Raw genomic sequence first — 17,482 nt, 5'->3', positions numbered from 1 at the left:
TCAGGTCAGCAGCCCCGCAGCCCGTGCCCAGCGGTACTTCGCCCCGAGCGCCGCCACCGGCTTCTCGGTCGTGTACGGATACGCGACCACTCCGCGCTCGAAGAGATACGCGGCGGCCTCCTCCACCTCGGTGTCGCCGGCCAGCGACGCCACCACCGGCTTCTCGATGCCGCGCGCCCGGAACTCCTCGACCACCCGCGCCGTCAGCTTCGCGAAGACCATCGGCGGCGTGACGATGGTGTGCCAGTAGCCGAGCACCAGCGCATGGATCCGCGGATCCTCCATGCCCAGCCGGATCGTCGCCTCGTACGTCGAGGGCGGCTCGCCGCCGGTGATGTCCACCGGGTTGCCCGCCGCGCCGAACGGCGGGATGAACTGCCGGAACGCGGCGTCCAGATCGTCGGGTATCTCCATCAGCCGCAGCCCGTTGTCGACGATCGCGTCCGACAGCAGCACGCCGGAGCCCCCGGCGCCGGTGATCACCACGACGTTGTCGCCCTGCGGCGTGGGCAGTACCGGCAGCGCCCGCGCGTACTCCAGCATGTCGTTCAGCCCCGGTGCCCGGATGACACCCGCCTGCCGCAGGATGTCGTCGTACACCGCGTCGTCCCCGGCCAGCGCGCCGGTGTGCGAACCCGCCGCCTTCGCGCCCGCGCTCGTGCGCCCCGCCTTCAGCACCACCACCGGCTTCTTGCGCACCGTCTCGCGGGCCGCCTCGACGAACGCCCGGCCGTCCTTGAGGTCTTCCAGGTGCATGGCGATGCACGTGGTGTGGTCGTCCTCGCCGAAGTACGTGAGGAGGTCGTCCTCGTCCACGTCGGATTTGTTGCCGAGCCCCACGATCGCCGATACGCCGGTCCTGGTGGTCCTGGCGAAGCCCAGGATGGCCATCCCGATCCCGCCGGACTGCGAGGTCAGCGCCACCCCGCCCTTGACGTCGTACGGCGTGCAGAACGTCGCGCACAGGTCGTGCCAGGTCGAGTAGTAGCCGTAGATGTTCGGCCCCAGCAGGCGTATGCCGTACTCCTCGCCGATCGCCACGATCCGTTCCTGGAGCGCGTGCTCGCCGGTCTCGGCGAAGCCGGACGGGATCAGCACCGCGTTCGGGACGCCCTTGCGGCCGGCCTCCTCCAGGGCTGCGGGGACGAACGCCGCGGGAATCGCGAACACCGCCACATCGACCTCGCCCGGCACATCCGCCACCGACTTGTACGCCTTGCGGCCGAGGATGTCGTCGGCCTTGGGGTTCACCGGATGGATCTCTCCGCCGAACCCGCCGTCGATGAGATTGCGCATCACCGAATTGCCGATCTTCCCCGGCTCGTTGGAGGCGCCGATGACCGCCACCGACCGCGGACGCATCAGCCGCCGCATCGCGGTGAGGATCTCCTCCTTCCCGTAGCGCCGCCGCGCCACCGGTGCCTCCTGCGCCAGCAGGATCCGTACGTCGGCCGCCATCGCGCCGTCGGCTGCGGCGAACACCGGATTGAGGTCGACCTCCGCGATCTCCGGGAAGTCCGCGGCCAGTTGGGACGTGCGCACGATGAGGTCGGTCAGCGCCGCACGGTCCACCGGCGGCGCGCCCCGCACTCCGCGCAGCACCTCGGCCGCCCGGATGCCGTCCAGCATCGACGCGGCGTCGTCCGCCGACGCTGGCGCCAGCCGGAAGGTGACGTCCTTGAGCACCTCCACCAGCACCCCGCCGAGACCGAAGGCCACGATCTTGCCGAACGTCGGGTCGGTCACCGCCCCGACGATCACCTCCTGTCCCTCGGGCACCATCTGCTGCACCTGCACCCCGCTGATCCGCGCCTGCGGGTCGTACGCCTTGGCGTTCTGCACGATGGCGCAGAACGCGCCCCGTACCTCCGCGGCCGAGGCCAGTGCGACGCGCACCCCGCCCGCGTCCGTCTTGTGCAGGATGTCCGGCGACACGATCTTCAGTGCCACCGGGAAGCCGATCCGGTCGGCCAGCGCCACCGCCTCGTCCGCGGTCTCCGCCAGGCCCTCCGCCGGCGTCGGAATGCCGTACGCGTCCGCGACCAGCTTGCCCTCCGGCGCGGTCAGCGCCGCCCGGCCCTCGGCCCGCGCGGCTTCCAGCACCGCCTGCACGGCCTCTTTCCGATCAGCCATCAGATCACTCCGTTCGCCTTGAGCAGCCGCAGTTCCTCGCCGTCGAGCCCCAGCTCGCCGGCGTACACCTCTTCGTTGTGCTCACCGAGCAGCGGAGAACGGTCGACGTCGACGGGCGAGTCGGACAGCTTCAGCGGCGAGCCGACGGTGGTGAATCTGCCGCGCTCGGGATGCTCGACCTGCACCACCATCTCGTTGGCGGCCAGCGAGGCGTCCTCGACGATCTCCTTCGTCGAGAGGATCGGGCCGCACGGTATGTTGTGCGCGTTCAGCTGCTCCAGCACCTCCCACTTGGGCAGCGTGCTGCTCCACTCCTCGATCAGCTGGAACATCTTGGAGAGCTTGGGCAGCCGGGCCTCAGGCGTCGCCCACTCCGGGTCGGCGGCCAGCTCGGGACGCCCGATCAGCGCGGTCAGCGGCTGCCAGCCCACCGGCTGCACGATCACATAGACGTAGTCGTTGGGGCCGCCCGGTGCGCAGCGGACCGCCCAGCCGGGCTGCCCGCCGCCGCTCGCGTTGCCACTGCGCGGCACCTCGTCCCCGAAGTCGTCGTTCGGGTACTCCGCCAACGGGCCGTGCGCGAGCCTTTGTTGGTCACGCAGCTTGACCCGGCACAGGTTCAGCACGGCGTGCTGCATCGCGACGTTCACCCGCTGGCCGCGCCCGGTGTGCTCCCGCTGGTAGAGCGCCGCGAGGATGCCGGCCACACAGTGCACGCCGGTCCCCGAGTCGCCGATCTGCGCGCCGGTGGCCAGCGGCGGCCCCTCCTCGAAGCCGGTCGTCGCCATCGACCCGCCCATCGCCTGGGCCACCACCTCGTACGCCTTGAACTTGGTGTACGGGCCTTCGCCGAAGCCCTTGATGGAGGCGTAGACGATCCGCGGGTTGATCTCCTGGATGCGCTCCCAGGAGAACCCCATCCGGTCCACCGCACCGGGGCCGAAGTTCTCCACCAGGACGTCGCTGCGCCGGATCAGCTCGGTGAGGATCTCCTTGCCGCGCTCGCTCTTGGTGTTGAGGGTGATGCTGCGCTTGTTGCAGTTGAGCATCGTGAAGTAGAGGGAGTCGACGTCCGGGATGTCGCGCAGCTGCTTGCGCGTGATGTCACCGGTGGTCGCCTCCAGCTTGATGACGTCCGCACCGAGCCAGGCCAGCAGCTGGGTGGCCGACGGTCCTGACTGCACGTGCGTCATGTCGAGGACACGAACCCCGCTCAGGGCCTTGTCCCCCTCCGGAGCCTTGCTCATCTCCCGCTCCTTCCGGGTCACTTGTACATGGTCTGGTTCATGGTTCCGGGGGCGTACGCATCCGGATCCACCCAGACGTTGATCAGTGAGGGCTTGCCGGACTGCCGGGCCCGCTCCAGCGCCGGGCGGATCTGCGCGGGGTCACGGACCTCCTCGCCGTACCCGCCGAGCATCCGCGCGAACTGGTCGTAGGGGACGTCCCCGAGGGTGTTGCCGATCCGCTCCCGCGCGTCGCCGTACTTGGCCTTCTGGCCGTAACGGATCTGGTTCATCGAGGAGTTGTTGCCGACGATCCCGACGAACGGCAGGTCGAAGCGGACCAGCGTCTCGAAGTCCCAGCCGGTGAGCGAGAACGCCCCGTCCCCGAAGAGCGCCACGACCTCCTTGTCGGGCCTGGCCTGCTTGGCGGCCATGACGAACGGCACGCCGACGCCGAGGGTGCCGAGCGGCCCCGGGTCCATCCAGTGTCCCGGCGACTTGGGCTGCACGACCTGCCCGGAGAAGGTGACGATGTCGCCGCCGTCACCGATGTAGATCGAGTCCTCGGTCAGGAAGTCGTTGACCTCGCTGACCAGGCGGTAGGGGTGGATCGGGTCGGCGTCCGAGCGCAGCTGCGGCAGCCGCTTCTCGATCGCCATCTGCTCGGCGGCCCGCAGCTCCTCGATCCACTCCTTGCGCGGGGTGGAAACGCCGGGCAGCTGCCCGGAAGCGGCCTGCGTCACCGCGGCGAGCACCAGACTCGCGTCGCCCACGATCCCCAGGTCGACGTCGCGGTTCTTGCCGACCGTGCGGTAGTCCAGGTCGATCTGGACGACGGTGGCCGAGGGGGAAAGACGCTTGCCGTACCCCATCCGGAAGTCGAAGGGCGTGCCGACGATCACGATGAGGTCGGCGTTCGAGAAGGCGTACCGGCGGGAGAGCTGGAAGTGGTGCGGATCGCCGGGCGGCAGCGTGCCACGGCCTGCGCCGTTCATGTACGCGGGGACGTTCAGCGTCCTTACGAGTTCCGTGGCCGCGTCCGTCGCCCGGGTCGTCCACACCTGGCTGCCCAGCAGGATCGCCGGCCGTTCCGCGCGCACGAGCAGATCGGCGAGCTGCTGGACGGCTTCCGGGTCACCTGCCGAGCGGGTCGAGGCCCGGTAGCGTCCGGCCTGCGGTATCCGGGCGTCCTCCCGCGGCACCTTCGCGTCCAGCACGTCCCGGGGGATCTCCAGGAACGAGGGCCCCGGCGCACCGTGGTAGCACTCGCGGAAGGCCATCGAGACCATGTCGGCCGCGCGGGCGGTGTCGGGCACGGTGGCGGAGAACTTGGTGATCGGCGCCATCATGTCGACGTGCGGCAGGTCCTGGAGCGAGCCCATCTTGTGCTGGGTGTGCGCTCCCTGACCGCCGATCAGCAGCATGGGGGACTCGGCGCGGAAGGCGTTGGCGACGCCGGTGACCGCGTCGGTGGTGCCGGGGCCCGCGGTGACCACCGCGCAGCCGGGCTTGCCGGTGATCCGGGCGTAGCCGTCGGCGGCATGGGCGGCGACCTGTTCATGGCGGACGTCCACCACCTCGATGCCCTCGTCGACGCAGCCGTCGTAGATGTCGATGATGTGGCCGCCGCAGAGGGTGTAGATGACGTCCACACCTTCGGCTTTGAGTGCTTTGGCGACCAAGTGCCCGCCGGAGATGAGGTCCTGGGCGTCCTCGGGCATGGGGCATCGCTTCCCTTCATGGGGGACCGGCCGGGCGGCCCCGAGCAGATTGCATACAGTCGACGAATACTGTATGGATCCCGTTATCCCGCATCCCCATCCCGATGTCCAGAGCCGTGTGAAGCGATCGAGCCAAGAAATCTGTGAAAGCCGACGGTGTGTCAGGCGCGGGAACCCGGCCGCTTCCAGGGCCTGTTGGCCTCGGCGGCGGAGTGCGCCCGCCTCGTCACCGGCCCGTCGCACCGGCCGCCGTCACGGCGCGGCCCGGCACCCGGCGGGGCCGCCGCGAGCCAGGGGCAGATACCTCGCCATCGGCCCGGCCGAGGGCGGAACGGACAGCGAAAAGCGGCCGAGACCCGGCCGAAAGTCGTCGGGCGGCCCGCTCCCGCGCGGCCGAGAGGCAGTCGCCGGGAACCTTTTCCCGCTCCTCCTCATCCGGGGCGGCCGTCCCGCCCGGGAGCCGGGTCAGCCGATGCCCTGCCGGTCGGGAAGCTCCGCGAACCGCCGCTCGGCCGCCGTCGGCGCCGTCCGCTCCACCGCCTGGACCACGAGGGCACGCTGCCGCCGCAGCGGCTCCCGGCGGTCGTCGGGCGCGAGCAGCAACAGGTCGTCGATCCCCGCCAGCAGCCGCCGGGTGACCTGCGGCGAGTGCGCCGAGCAGGCCCGGATCTCGGCGAGCCCCAGATCCACCAGATCCGTCCAGCCCGGAACGTTCTGCACCAGCCGCACCGCGCCCTTCCGGTCCCGGTGCCGCACCTGCCCGAGCGGCCGGTGCGCCAGCGCCGCCAGGATCTGCACGATCCGGTCCAGGCACTGCACGGCGGTCGTCGGATCGTTCACCGCCGGCGACAGGGCCCGCAGCGCGATGTCCGACAACTGCCGCAGCCCCAGCCCCAGATCCTGATGGAAGGTGCGCTCCACACCGACGGACACCGTGTACCTCAGCGCCCGCCGCGGCGGCACCGTCCCGCCGTGCACCGCAAGCACCGGTGTCCCCGGCATCACGAAATCCCCGACCCGGGGGATCAGCCGCAACACCACCCCCTGCCGCCGCGCGGCCCGCACCAGCCGCGCGACGTTCACATCGAGCAGCACCCCCGCCGGCCCCTGGTGCGCGACCCGCGCCGACTCGGCGGCCGGCGGCCCCTCGTCCCCGCCTCCCGCCGGCTGCCGCGCCAGCATCCGGAACGTCTCCCGCGTGATCCGTTCCACGACGGGGCCGACCTGCATCAGCCGCAGCGTCGACGACACGTACGCGATGAACAGCAGCAGACTCAGGCCGACAAGCGCCATGGTCAGCACGCTCTGCACCAGCGGCACCGTGGTGACCTGCCGTGCGTTCGCCTCGCCCTCGTACGAGGTCAGCACCAGCAGCGAGAACAGGAACGTCGCCAGGAACACGGTGAGCGTCAGCTTGCTGATCCGGCTCCTGACGAAGATCCGCACCACCCGCGGCGTGAGCTGCCCGCTCGCCATCTGCACCGCGACCAGCGAGATGCTGAAGACCACACCGATGAAGGTCATCATCGCCGAGCTGACCGTCGTCACGATCGTCCTGGCGTCATCCGCGAACGCGACCAGATCCCGGACCGCGCCGTACTCCCGCTCCCGCTGCAACACCGCGATGATCTCGGTATCGAGCGCCGACGCCCCCCACCACAGCAGCACCGCACACACCAGCCCCGCCGTGGGCGCGAACCAGAAGGTGTCCCGCAGATGCTCCCGCAACGGCGACAGCGCCCGGGGCCTGCGCGGCGACGTCGACTCTTGATGGATATGTCCCTCATCGCCCATAACGTGAGGCTATGCGTCGGACGGATACGCAGGTGAAAGGCACTCCGAAACCTTGGTATTGTTGTCCATGTCGCCGCGGGGAACGCCCCGCGAAGACACACCCGGTCCGGGTGGCGGAATGGCAGACGCGCTAGCTTGAGGTGCTAGTGCCCTTTATCGGGCGTGGGGGTTCAAGTCCCCCCTCGGACACAGAGCAATCCCCACGATCTCTCGAAGATCGTGGGGATTTTTCGTTTCACGACCCGGGCGACGTAGGCACCGCCGCATGCCCCGCCAGGACGCCGGTGCGTTTGCGTTGGACGAACCAGTAGTAGGCGAAGCCGCCGAGTGCCACGACGCCGATGAAGAGGAAGGCGCCCCAGCGCAGGTACCAGTGCTGGGGGCCGGTCGCGTTGTAGACGGCGGCGCGGGGCCAGGCGAGGTTGAGGGACATTGCGGCGCCCCACAGGACGGCGAGGATGTTGACCGGGAGGCCGAATCTGCCGAGGGAGAATTTTCCCTCGGCCGGTGTCCACTGGCCGCGTAGGCGCTTGATCAGCATCGGTACCGTCACCATTAGGTACGCCAGGTAGATCATGATGATCGCGATGCTGGTGATCACCGAGAAGATCTGCGGCTGGTTGACGTTGATCAGCAGGATGCAGACCGCCACAAGACCGATCACCACGGCGGGCAGCACCGGGGTCTGGAAGCGCGGGCTCACCTTGGCGAGCAGGGAGGCGGCGGGCAGGTTGTTGTCCCGGGCCATCGCGAACGCGAGGCGGATGCCGGCGGTGTGCACGGCCAGTTCGCACACGGTGATCGCGATGACCACGCACCACAGCACGACCTGTCCCACCGTCGAGCCCAGCGTCGAGAGCACCACGAACTGCAGGCCGTCCACGGACAGTTGCTTGGAGTGCAGGTCCGGTACGGCCAGCAGCGCGAACAGCAGGATCAGGCCGCCGATGAGGAACGACGCGAGCAGCGCCCGCAGGATCGCCCGGGGCGCGTTGCGGCCCGGGTCCTTGGATTCCTCACCGAGCGAGGACGCCGTGTCGAAGCCGTACATGACGTACGCGGAGGCCAGGGACGCCGTCAGGAACGCGCTGAAGTAGCCGAAATTCTGGCCGCTGCCCAGGCCGAAGGTCTCGGTGACCGCCACGGGGCTGCGGGTGATGTGCGCGGCGAGGAGGATGATCAGCACGATGGCCGCGATGAGTTCGATGGCCACACCGGCGGAGTTGATCCGCGCCATCAGCTTCACGCCGAAGGCGTTGACCAGCGTGGTGAAGGTGATGAGGACGGTGCCCAGCAGGACGGCGTTGGCCGCCGTGTCCGTTCTGCCGGTGCCGTCGCCGATGAACTGGAACCACGACGAGATCTGCGGCAGCGTCACCTGATAGGCGAGAGCCACGGCGGACAGCGAGACCATGGTGGCGGTGAGCATCATCCACCCGCCGAGCCAGCCGACGTGCGGACCGCCCAGCTGCTTGGCCCAGTTGTAGATCGATCCGGCCACCGGATAGCGGGCGGCCAGCTCGCAGAAGCACAGCGCCACCATCAGCTGGCCGAGGAAGACCATCGGCCAGGACCACCAGTACGCCGGGCCGCCGTGGTTCACGCCGAAGTAGAACAGCTGGAAGGTGCCGGTGAGGATCGAGATGTAGCTGATGCCGGCGGCGAAGGTGTGGAAGTTGCCCAGGGTGCGCTTGAGTTCGGGCTTGTAGCCGAACTCGGTGAGCGAATCGTCGTCGTGGCTGCCGTCCGCGCGGGTGCCGGGCCGGGACGGGCCCCCCTCGCTCACTCGAACCACCTCTGTGGCCGGGGCGCGGTATTGCGCCACACGTGCTTGGCCTCCTGGTACTCGGCGAGCCCCGCGGGCCCCAGCTCGCGCCCCACACCCGACTGCTTCATGCCGCCCCACTCGGCCTGCGGCACGTACGGATGGAAGTCGTTGATCCAGACCGTTCCGGCGCGGATCCGGGCCGCGACCCGGTGGGCGCGCCCGCTGTCCTGCGTCCACACCGCTGCGGTCAGGCCGTACACGGTGTCGTTGGCGAGCCGGACCGCCTCGTTCTCGTCGCGGAACCGCTCGACGGTCAGCACAGGACCGAACGACTCGTCACGGATCACGGACATGTCAGGGGTGCACTCGTCCAGCACCGTCGGCAGGTAGTAGAAGCCGTCCCGCAGCGCCGGGTCGTCGGGCGCCGCCCCGCCGCACAGGAGTACCGCACCCTCGGCCAGACCGGCCGCCACATACGCCTCGACCTTGGCGCGGTGCGCGGCTGAGATCAGCGGGCCGGTGCGGGCGTTGTCGTCGAAGGGACCGCCGAGCCGGATGCGCCGGGCGCGGGTCACCAGCTCGTCGACGAACGCGTCGTGCAGTTCGTCCTGGACGAGCAGCCTGGCACCCGCCGAGCAGACCTGCCCGGAGTGCAGGAAGATCGCCATCAGCGCGTAGTCCACCGCGGTGTCGAACTCGGCGTCCGCGAAAACGACGTTGGGGTTCTTGCCGCCCAGTTCGAGGGCGATCTTCTTCACGGTGGGCGCGGCGGCGGCCATGATGCGCCGCCCGGTGAGCAGCCCACCGGTGAACGACACCATGTCCACCCGCGGGTCTTCGGTGAGCGGCGCGCCCACCAACGGGCCGGTGCCGAGCACCAGGTTGGCGGCGCCGTCAGGGAGCCCCGCCTCGGCCAGCAGCCGCATCAGGTGGATCGCGGTGTGCGGGGTCAGCTCGCTGGGCTTCAGCACGAAGGTGTTGCCTGCCGCGAGGGCGGGCGCCACCTTCCAGGCGGTCTGGAGCAGCGGGTAGTTCCACGGCGTGATCAGCGAGCAGACGCCGACCGGCTCGTGCCGCACCGTGCTGTCGGTCTCGGCGGCGCCGGTGTCCACCACGCGGTCGGTGCCGCCGGCCGCCCCGAGATTGCCGAAGTAGCGGAAGCAGTTGGCGATGTCGTCCATGTCGTAGCCGCTCTCGACGAGCCGCTTGCCGGTGTCCAGCGACTCGGCGCGGGCCAGCGCGTCCTTGTCGCGCTCCAGCAGATCGGCGACCCGCAGCAGCAGCCGCCCGCGCTCGGCCGCCGGCGTCCAGGGCCAGGGCCCGTCGTCGAAGGCGACCCGCGCCGCGGCGACCGCCGCCGCCGCGTCCTTCGGCCCGCCTTCGTCGACGGTCGCCACCAAGGTGCCGTCCGCGGGGCAGCGGATCTCGCGCACCTGCCCGGCTGCCGCTGCGGTCCAGCGACCGTCGATGAACAGGTCCGGCATGGGAGTGCCTCCGGTCTCGGTCTCGTACGCGGTGCCGGCGGCGCTGCCGACGGGACGGGGTGCGACCGCGGCCTGCGGCAGGGGAGCGCACCCCGGTGACGCTCTCGATACCGAGCGTAGGGGCGGCGGTGCGAGTCCGCACGGTACGTGCCGCCGGGGCCCGCGCCGCCGCAGGGCGGGCCCCGGTACCTGTGCGGCGGACGCCGGGGGAGAATCGGGGGCATGTCCCCCGAGCCAGGCCGGCCGCCCGTCCGCCACCCCGTGCCCGACACCGCGGCCTATCTCACCGGCCGCTGGAGCATCGAGCGCACCGTCCGCGACGTGCGGTCCGGCGCCGCCGGCAGCTTCCGCGGCACGGCGGAGTTCCGGCCCGACGACGCGGGTGAGGTGCTGCTGCATGTCGAGGAGGGCGAGCTGACCTGGGCGGGGACGGCGCACCCTGCGTCGCGCACGCTGCGGCTGCGACCGCGTCCTGACGGCGGCGCCGAGGTGTCCTTCGCCGACGGCCGGCCCTTCCACGACCTGGACCTGCGCCGCGGCCGGTGGCACACCGTCCACCCCTGCGCGGCGGACCGCTACGACGGCACCTTCACCGTCGCCGGGCCGGACGAATGGCACCTGGAGTGGCGGGTCGGCGGCCCGGCCAAGGAGCAGCTGCTGCGGTCGGTGTACCGTCGGCTGTGAGACCGGGGGAGCGGTGCACGGTGGGCGCATGGCGGGCCTGTTAGCGCTCAGCTCTTCTTCACCGCGCGCAGCGCGTACAGCATCGGGACGATCGGCTGCGACGGCGGCAGGCGCCACCAGCCGTTGTCGGACGGCACCATCGTGTCGAAGCGCTTCCAGGGCAGCAGCTCGGTCTCGCGCAGCACCTCCACCGAAAGGCCCGCCGCGACCACCGCCGACACCACCTCGCCGATGCCGTGCCGCCACTCGTAGCTGACCGTGGCCCCCTCGACCGGCGGCCCGTCGGTGTACGTGCCGGGTGTATCGCTCCTGAGCGGCCCGCGGCCCGACAAATAGTCGTGGTGCAGCAGGAGTTGCTGCCGGCCGGGGTCGGGCGCCGGGCCGAAGGAGTCGAGCAGCGGGTGGAACTCCACGAGGTAGAACGTGCCGCCCGGGCGCAGCAGCGCGCTGACGACCGAGGCCCACGCGGTGAGGTCGGGGAGGTAGCAGAGTGCGCCCTTGCCGGTGTAGATCACGTCGAACCGCCGGTCGCCGAGCGCCTCCACGGCCCGGTGCACGTCGGACCGGACGAACTCCATGTCCCGGCCGCCCTCGCGGGCCAGCCGCCTGGCCTCGGCGACCGCGGCTGCGGAGATGTCGAGCCCCACCGTGTGCGCGGCGCCGCGGTCGGCGAACGCCGCCGTCTCGGTGCCCAGGTGGCACTGGAGGTGCAGGACGTCCCGGCCTTCGAGGCTGCCGAGGTCGTCCCATTCGAAGGGCGCGAACCAGTCATCCGCGGTCTTGGTTCCGTCCAGTCCGTAGAACGCGCTGGCCACATGGACGGGGGTGCGCGCGTCCCAGTTGGCCTGATTGGCGCGCACCATCTCCTCGACGGTCGGTATGCCACCGGCGGCCGGCTCACTCATCTCTGTGGTCATCCGTCCCTTCTACCGGCCGGACGCGACACCCACCAGGGTGCCGGGGCAGCGGAGGGAACGGAGTGGCCGGTTCCGGCCAGCCGTGCGGGCGCGGGCGGTGGCTGTGGGCGGGTGGCCGGCGGCCGGTGCCGTGGGATGCGCCAGGGGGACGCGCCGCTCCGTGCGCCGGGCCGCTCTTCCTTGCCGGGCCGACACAGCAGGCATAATCTGACGCATTAGTAATTTTACCGAAAAGTAAGGTGATTTTCGTGACCGATGGCGTCCGTGCCCGGCTGGCCGCACTGGACTTCGCCGGCGTCACTCCCGACGAATTCGCCCGGATCGTCAAGGGGTTGAGCGCCCGGCAGATCACCGAGATCGCCACCGGCGACCTGCGGGCCCGGGTGCTCGGCGAGATCTTCGGGAGGATGGGCCGGCAGTTCCGGCCGGAGGCCGCCGGCTCGCTCAGTGCGCTGATCCGCTGGGAGATCACCGGCGAGTCCGAAGCGGTCTACGAGACGATCATCGCCGACGGCGGCTGCACGGTCCGGGAAGGCAGGTCGGCGGACCGGCCGCGGCTGACGCTGGCGATGGGCGACGCCGCGTTCCTCAAGCTGGTCTCCGGCAACGGCAATCCGGTGACGATGTTCCTCACCCGCAAGGTCAGGGCGACCGGCGACCTCGGCCTCGCCTCCGGCCTGAACCGCTACTTCGACATCCCCAAGGTCTGACGGCGGTGCCGGGTGGCCGGCCCGGTTCTCCGTACGGATGCGGCCACGCGGCGGGTGCGCCGCCCGGGGTCGGGACGATTGCGACATGACGGCCCTTCACGCGTGCGGTACCGCGGTGTGCCGCACAATTGACTCCGCCGCCGACCTGCAACGACCGCCATTTCGTGGGTATGTTGGGAGGCAGAGCCCGGCTCGGCCGCGGGTGGCGCACCGCTGTGGCCGCAGGCCCGTGCCGGTGGTGCCGAAGCGACGGGAACGTATGCAATGAGCCAAGAATCACAGCCGCTGTCCGGCGTCGTCGATGTCAGCATTCCGAGCGTGGCGCGGATGTACGACTACTACCTCGGCGGCAAGGACAACTACGCGGTCGACCGCGAGGCGTGCGGGGAACTGGACAAGGTCGCCCCCAGCACCCAGGTGCTCGCCATCAACAACCGCCGCTTCCTCCAGCGTGCGGTGCGCTGGCTCGCCCAGGAACACGGCGTCCGGCAGTTCATCGACCACGGCTCAGGTCTGCCCACCCAGGACAACGTCCATCAGGTCGCCCAGGCCGTGAACCCGGATTCCCGCGTCGTCTACGTCGACAACGACCCGATCGTCCTGGCGCACGGCCGTGCGCTGCTGGAGGAGAACGAGAACACCGCCGTCATCCAGGCGGATATGCGCGATACCGACCGCATCTTCTCCAGCCCCGAGGTCGTCGGGCTCATCGACCGGGAGCAGCCCGTCGCCGCGCTGTTCGTCTCCGTACTGCACTGCATCACCGACGAGGACGACCCCGGCGCCCTGCTGCGCCGGGTCGCCGACAAGCTGCCGTCCGGCAGTTTCCTGGTGGTGTGCCAGCTGGTCAGTGAGGACAAGGCGACCCGCGACTTCGTCACCGAGTTCATGCGGGTCAGCACGCAGGACCAGTGGGGCCGGGTGCGCAGGGAGCACGAACTCGCCGCGTACCTCGACGGATTCGAGATATTGGAGCCCGGTCTCGTCGAGGTCTCCACCTGGAAGCCGGACGGGAACATCGGCCCCAAGCAGGCCACCATGGAGTGGATCGAGTACGGCGGCGTGGTCCGCATCAACTAGCGCCGCGCAGTCCTGGATACGCACGGAGGGGCGGGGCCCGGCAGGCCCCGCCCCTCCGTGCATGCGCTGTCCGGTGGCTCAACTCTCCTGTTTGAGCAGCCTTTCCAGTATCGCCAGCGAATTGCGCGGCGACTCGGCCTGGGCGCTCAGCCGGTCCATGACGGCGAGGTAGTGGTCGACGTCGTCGCGCTTGTCCAGATAGAGCGCGCTGGTCAGCTGCTCCAGGTAGACGATGTCCGGCAGGTCCGGCTCCAGGAACCGCAGGATGGTGATCGGCCCACCGGCGGCGGCCAGCCCGCCGAGGCTGAACGGGGCGATCTGCAAGGTGACGTTGGGCAGCTTCGACATCGTCAGGAGATGCCGCAACTGCTCGTCCATCACCTTCTGGTCGCCCAGCGGGCGCCGCAGGGAAGCCTCGTCTATCACGGCCCACAGCCGCGGCGCGTGCGGAACGCTGAGCAGCTGCTGACGCTGCATCCGCAGCGCCACCCGGCGCTCGATCTCATCGGCCGACGCCCGCGGATGCCCGAGCTTGGTCACCGCACGGGCGTAGTCCGCGGTCTGCAACAGGCCGGGCACGAACTGCACTTCGTAGGTGCGGATGACCGACGCCGCCTCTTCGAGGCCGATGTGGGTCTCGAACCAGCCGGGCAGTACGTCGCCGTACTGGTGCCACCAGCCCGGCGTGCTGGTGCGGCGGGCGAGCGCGAGGAAATCGGCGCGGTCCGCTTCGTCCGTGACGTTGTAGAGCGTCAGGAGATCGGCGACGTCGCGTTCCTTGCAGCTCACCCGGCCCAGTTCGAGGCGGCTGATCTTGGCGTGCGAGCCGCGGATCGCGTCGCCCGCCGCCTCGCGGGTGATGTGGGCGGCCTCCCGCAGCCTGCGCAGCTGGGTACCCAGGACGATGCGCAGAACCGTCGGTCCGCCACGCGGGTGCTCCAGATAGTGGCGCAGAGAGGGCTCGCGACTCGGCTGCGCGGCGATCATGCAGACTCCCCAGGGTGGTCGGGCGAACGCCCAGTGTCCCACCGCCGGATGGATACGTACAGCGGATCGACTATCCAGCCGACATATGCGTCAGTCACGGCCGATCAAGTCGTCGAAATCGCCGTCCTTGGCGCCTTGGACGAAGGCCGCCATCTCCTCGCGGGTGTAGACGAGCGCGGGGCCCGTCACATGCCGTGAGTTGCGCACCGCCACCCCGCCGTCGGCAAGAACTGCCAGCTCAACGCAGTTGCCGCTGGGGTTGCTTCGACGGCTCTTGCGCCAGTTCGCGTGCTCGATACGGGTCGCCGATATGCCGTTGGGCACCGTCTCCATCACTGCTCCTCCTTGCTGGAGGCTCCGCCTCCGACCGTTTTCCGGCCTGCGATCACGTTGGCGTGAACAAGCCCATGTGCGGCCGTCCTTACCGATGTACTTGCAGATGCACTTGCAGCGAGGGACGGCTGACGAGGATATTAGCTGTCCTGGGCACATCGGCCCAGCCCCAGAAAGAGCCCCTTCGCGGAGATCGTGATGACGACACATCCGGCAGAGACCGTGCACGCCAGCCTGTGGGAGGAGCCGTGTGACGACCCCTGGTGGGTGCCCGGCCCGGATTCCTTCGCCGCCTGCGCGCTCAGCGTCTCGGGCCGTACCGTCGCGGACGCCCGGCGGTTCACCCGGGCGACGCTTCAGAGCTGGCGGATGTGCGCCACGGTCGCCGACGACGCGGCCCTGATCGTCTCCGAACTCGTCAGCAACGCACTGCGGTACGGCATCAGGAAGGTCGCCGCAGGCACCGGCGGCACAGCGCAGCAGGGCCCGGTCCATCCGGCCTGGCTGGCCCTGACCCGGCAGCACGGCGGCGTGCTGTGCGCGGTGTCGGACGGCGGCGTCGCGGCCCCCGTGATGGGCACCCCCGACCCGCTGGCCGAGTCGGGCCGTGGCCTCCAGATCGTCGACCAGCTCAGCGACGCCTGGGGGTGGACGCCGCCCGACCACTCCGGCAAGACGGTCTGGGCCGCCCTCTCCTCCCGCGGCTGACGGCCGTGGACCTGTTGGCGCTGCGCTACTTCCAGACCGTGGCCCGCCGCGAGCACATCAGCCGGGCCGCCGAGGAACTGCGGGTGGCGCAGCCCTCGGTGAGCCGCACCATCGCCAGGCTGGAAGCCGAGCTGGGGGTGCCGCTCTTCGACCGCCAGGGCCGCACCATCCGCCTCAACCGCCATGGCGCCGCCTTTCTGCGGCGCGTCGACCGCGCGCTGGGCGAACTCGACGACGGACGGCGGGAGCTGGCCGACGCGGCGGGTCCTGGCCGGGGCAGCGTGAGCCTCGCCGCCGAGACGCTGCTGCCGCTCACCGACCTGCTGGCCGGCTTCCGCGCCGCGCACCCGGAGGTCACCGTCCGCCTCCACCAGTCCACCGCCGACGTCATGTCCGAACAGCTCAGGGCCCGCGAGGTCGACTTCTGCGTCGCCTCGCAGCCGCTGTACGGACCCGGCTTCGGCGCGGTGGAACTGCTGCGTGAGGAGGTGCTGCTCGCGGTGCCCGACGGACATCCGCTGGCCGCCAGGGAGCGGGTCACGGTCGACGAACTGGTCGACGAACCATTCCTCATCACCCGGCAGGGACACTGGCAACGTGCCCTGCTCGACCGGCTGTTCGCCGGGATCGGCTGCCGGCCGCTGATCGCCTGCGAGGGCGACGAACCCGGTGCCACCCACCCTCTGGTGGCCGCGGGGCTCGGCGTCGGCCTGCTGCCCGCGGTCTCCCGGGCCGGTGTCGCCCACACCTCGCTGTCCCTGGTGCGGCTGGACGCCCCCGACTGCGTGCGCACCCTCAGCCTGGTCCACCGCGCGGACACCTATCTTTCGGTGGCCGCCGCCCGCTTCGCGGAACTCGCCGTCGCCCACTTCAAAGCGGCGGCAGCGGACGCCGCGTGAGGCGCCGCACGCTCCCGCCGGGCGGCGCCCCGCTCAGCCTTCGGCGCCCGGCAGTCCGAACGCGTCCAGGATCCGCTCGGCGGCCAGCGTCGCCGTGAGAGCGCCGTCCCGGACGTCCTGCTCGATCCCCGGGCTCAGCTTGCGGACCTCGGGGTGGTTCCGGAGCCGGTCGATGAGCTGTTCGCGGACCATCGTCCACGTCCAGTCCACCTGCTGCGCACGGCGCCGCTCGGCCAGCGCGCCGGTCGACTCCAGCAGCGTGCGGTGCTGCTCGACGCGCTCCCAGAGCGTGTCGAGTCCGGTGCCCTCGCGGGCGCTGCAGGTCAGCACCGGCGGCGTCCAGGCCGCGTCCGGCGGCTGCAACAGGCGCAGCGCGCCGGACAGTTCACGGGCCGCCGCGCGCGCGTCCCGCTCGTGCGGGCCGTCCGCCTTGTTGACCGACACCAGGTCCGCCAGCTCCAGCACCCCCTTCTTGATGCCCTGGAGCTGATCGCCGGTACGGGCCAGGGTCAGCAGCACAAACGTGTCGACCATGTTCGCGACGGTGGTCTCGGACTGGCCGACGCCGACCGTCTCCACCAGCACGACGTCGTAGCCCGCCGCCTCCATCACGATGATGGACTCCCGGGTCGCCCGTGCCACGCCGCCCAGCGTGCCGGACGTGGGGGAGGGGCGGACGAACGCGGCGGGGTCGGTCGCCAGCCGCTCCATCCGGGTCTTGTCACCCAGGATGGAGCCGCCGGTACGGCTCGACGACGGGTCGACGGCCAGCACGGCCACGCGGTGCCCGGCACCGGTCAGCCGCGTGCCGAGCGCGTCGATGAAGGTCGACTTGCCGACCCCCGGCACCCCGCTGATCCCCACCCGCCGGGCCGCGCCCGAGAACGGCAGCAGCTCGACCAGCAGCCGCTGGGCCGCCGCGCGGTGATCGGCGCGGGTGGACTCCACGAGGGTGACGGCGCGCGCGATCCACGCCCTTGACCCCGCGCGGACCCCCGCGGCGTACCGCTCGACATCGATCCTCACAGGCATCGGCCG

Annotated in this window: 15 protein-coding genes and 1 tRNA gene; 6 read left to right on the top strand and 10 right to left on the bottom strand. The window is 70.7% G+C overall.

All coding sequences use genetic code 11. From position 1 onward, the window contains the following. From ACGFNI_RS08480 to ACGFNI_RS08465, 4 genes are all read right to left on the bottom strand, one after another. A complete protein-coding gene (locus tag ACGFNI_RS08480) occupies positions 1–2,133 on the bottom strand; it encodes an acetate--CoA ligase family protein (RefSeq protein WP_393681820.1) in 2,133 nt (710 codons plus the stop codon). Further along, positions 2,133–3,380, bottom strand: a complete 1,248-nt coding sequence (gene frc / locus ACGFNI_RS08475) for a formyl-CoA transferase (protein ID WP_393681819.1) — start codon at positions 3,378–3,380, stop codon at positions 2,133–2,135. The genes ACGFNI_RS08480 and frc overlap by 1 nt, the downstream gene beginning before the upstream one ends. Before the next feature lie 17 nt (positions 3,381–3,397). Next, entirely contained in the window at positions 3,398–5,080 is a 1,683-nt protein-coding gene (locus ACGFNI_RS08470) for a thiamine pyrophosphate-binding protein (RefSeq protein ID WP_393681817.1), read from the bottom strand. Between the two features lie 465 nt (positions 5,081–5,545). Next, a complete protein-coding gene (locus ACGFNI_RS08465; protein WP_393681815.1) occupies positions 5,546–6,874 on the bottom strand; it encodes a DUF2254 domain-containing protein in 1,329 nt (442 codons plus the stop codon). Between the two features lie 104 nt (positions 6,875–6,978). Between ACGFNI_RS08465 and ACGFNI_RS08460 the strand changes: the two genes are divergently transcribed. Then, positions 6,979–7,063: transfer RNA gene (locus ACGFNI_RS08460), tRNA-Leu, on the top strand. Positions 7,064–7,109: 46 nt separating this feature from the next. On the opposite strand, the gene ACGFNI_RS08455 is transcribed toward ACGFNI_RS08460, so the two are convergent. Both ACGFNI_RS08455 and ACGFNI_RS08450 read right to left on the bottom strand, forming a co-directional pair. Further along, positions 7,110–8,669: an APC family permease gene (locus ACGFNI_RS08455; protein WP_393682191.1), complete on the bottom strand. Its 1,560-nt coding sequence runs from the start codon at positions 8,667–8,669 to the stop codon at positions 7,110–7,112. Further along, complete coding sequence (locus ACGFNI_RS08450; protein ID WP_393681813.1) at positions 8,657–10,126, bottom strand: aldehyde dehydrogenase family protein; 1,470 nt, start codon at positions 10,124–10,126, stop codon at positions 8,657–8,659. Before ACGFNI_RS08450 ends, ACGFNI_RS08455 begins: the two co-directional genes overlap by 13 nt. 222 nt (positions 10,127–10,348) lie before the next feature. Here ACGFNI_RS08450 and ACGFNI_RS08445 point away from each other — a divergent pair, with 222 nt between their 5' ends. After that, on the top strand, positions 10,349–10,810 hold the full coding sequence (locus ACGFNI_RS08445; RefSeq protein ID WP_393681811.1) for a DUF6314 family protein: 462 nt from the start codon (positions 10,349–10,351) through the stop codon (positions 10,808–10,810). Between the two features lie 47 nt (positions 10,811–10,857). On the opposite strand, the gene ACGFNI_RS08440 is transcribed toward ACGFNI_RS08445, so the two are convergent. After that, positions 10,858–11,727, bottom strand: a complete 870-nt coding sequence (locus ACGFNI_RS08440; protein WP_393681809.1) for a class I SAM-dependent methyltransferase — start codon at positions 11,725–11,727, stop codon at positions 10,858–10,860. Positions 11,728–11,975: 248 nt separating this feature from the next. On the opposite strand from ACGFNI_RS08440, the gene ACGFNI_RS08435 reads away from it, so the two are divergent. Beyond that, complete coding sequence (locus ACGFNI_RS08435; RefSeq protein WP_393681807.1) at positions 11,976–12,437, top strand: SCP2 sterol-binding domain-containing protein; 462 nt, start codon at positions 11,976–11,978, stop codon at positions 12,435–12,437. A gap of 264 nt (positions 12,438–12,701) precedes the next feature. Next, positions 12,702–13,517: an SAM-dependent methyltransferase gene (locus ACGFNI_RS08430; RefSeq protein WP_393681805.1), complete on the top strand. Its 816-nt coding sequence runs from the start codon at positions 12,702–12,704 to the stop codon at positions 13,515–13,517. Positions 13,518–13,595: 78 nt separating this feature from the next. Here the strand turns inward: ACGFNI_RS08430 and ACGFNI_RS08425 are convergent, their stop codons facing one another. Together ACGFNI_RS08425 and ACGFNI_RS08420 are read right to left on the bottom strand one after the other, a co-directional pair. Further along, the gene (locus ACGFNI_RS08425) at positions 13,596–14,504 is read right to left on the bottom strand and encodes a helix-turn-helix domain-containing protein (protein ID WP_393681803.1); all 909 of its coding nucleotides are present in this window, start codon (positions 14,502–14,504) and stop codon (positions 13,596–13,598) included. A 90-nt stretch (positions 14,505–14,594) separates the two neighbouring features. Beyond that, entirely contained in the window at positions 14,595–14,837 is a 243-nt protein-coding gene (locus tag ACGFNI_RS08420) for a DUF397 domain-containing protein (RefSeq protein WP_393681802.1), read from the bottom strand. A 198-nt stretch (positions 14,838–15,035) separates the two neighbouring features. On the opposite strand from ACGFNI_RS08420, the gene ACGFNI_RS08415 reads away from it, so the two are divergent. Then, entirely contained in the window at positions 15,036–15,545 is a 510-nt protein-coding gene (locus ACGFNI_RS08415; protein WP_393681800.1) for an ATP-binding protein, read from the top strand. A 5-nt stretch (positions 15,546–15,550) separates the two neighbouring features. Further along, on the top strand, positions 15,551–16,444 hold the full coding sequence (locus tag ACGFNI_RS08410; protein ID WP_393681799.1) for a LysR family transcriptional regulator: 894 nt from the start codon (positions 15,551–15,553) through the stop codon (positions 16,442–16,444). A 33-nt stretch (positions 16,445–16,477) separates the two neighbouring features. Here ACGFNI_RS08410 and meaB read toward each other — a convergent pair whose 3' ends face one another. Beyond that, on the bottom strand, positions 16,478–17,476 hold the full coding sequence (gene meaB, locus ACGFNI_RS08405; RefSeq protein ID WP_393681797.1) for a methylmalonyl Co-A mutase-associated GTPase MeaB: 999 nt from the start codon (positions 17,474–17,476) through the stop codon (positions 16,478–16,480). Positions 17,477–17,482 lie beyond the last annotated feature (6 nt).

Origin of the sequence: Streptomyces sp. NPDC048644 (genome assembly GCF_043199105.1) — a bacterium.
Classification (GTDB): Bacteria; Actinomycetota; Actinomycetes; order Streptomycetales; family Streptomycetaceae; genus Streptomyces.
Note: the sequence above shows the minus strand (reverse complement) of the source record. Positions and strands in the feature narration are given on the sequence as shown.

Excerpts from the sequence above, each read along its gene's own strand:
- frc (WP_393681819.1), bottom strand. The coding sequence starts at position 3,380 with ATGAGCAAGGCTCCGGAGGGGGACAAGGCCCTGAGCGGGGTTCGTGTC.
- ACGFNI_RS08465 (WP_393681815.1), bottom strand. The coding sequence starts at position 6,874 with ATGGGCGATGAGGGACATATCCATCAAGAGTCGACGTCGCCGCGCAGG.
- ACGFNI_RS08450 (WP_393681813.1), bottom strand. The coding sequence starts at position 10,126 with ATGCCGGACCTGTTCATCGACGGTCGCTGGACCGCAGCGGCAGCCGGG.
- ACGFNI_RS08425 (WP_393681803.1), bottom strand. The coding sequence starts at position 14,504 with ATGATCGCCGCGCAGCCGAGTCGCGAGCCCTCTCTGCGCCACTATCTG.
- meaB (WP_393681797.1), bottom strand. The coding sequence starts at position 17,476 with ATGCCTGTGAGGATCGATGTCGAGCGGTACGCCGCGGGGGTCCGCGCG.
- ACGFNI_RS08470 (WP_393681817.1), bottom strand. The coding sequence starts at position 5,080 with ATGCCCGAGGACGCCCAGGACCTCATCTCCGGCGGGCACTTGGTCGCC.
- ACGFNI_RS08445 (WP_393681811.1), top strand. The coding sequence starts at position 10,349 with ATGTCCCCCGAGCCAGGCCGGCCGCCCGTCCGCCACCCCGTGCCCGAC.
- ACGFNI_RS08420 (WP_393681802.1), bottom strand. The coding sequence starts at position 14,837 with ATGGAGACGGTGCCCAACGGCATATCGGCGACCCGTATCGAGCACGCG.
- ACGFNI_RS08480 (WP_393681820.1), bottom strand. The coding sequence starts at position 2,133 with ATGGCTGATCGGAAAGAGGCCGTGCAGGCGGTGCTGGAAGCCGCGCGG.
- ACGFNI_RS08440 (WP_393681809.1), bottom strand. The coding sequence starts at position 11,727 with ATGACCACAGAGATGAGTGAGCCGGCCGCCGGTGGCATACCGACCGTC.
- ACGFNI_RS08415 (WP_393681800.1), top strand. The coding sequence starts at position 15,036 with ATGACGACACATCCGGCAGAGACCGTGCACGCCAGCCTGTGGGAGGAG.
- ACGFNI_RS08430 (WP_393681805.1), top strand. The coding sequence starts at position 12,702 with ATGAGCCAAGAATCACAGCCGCTGTCCGGCGTCGTCGATGTCAGCATT.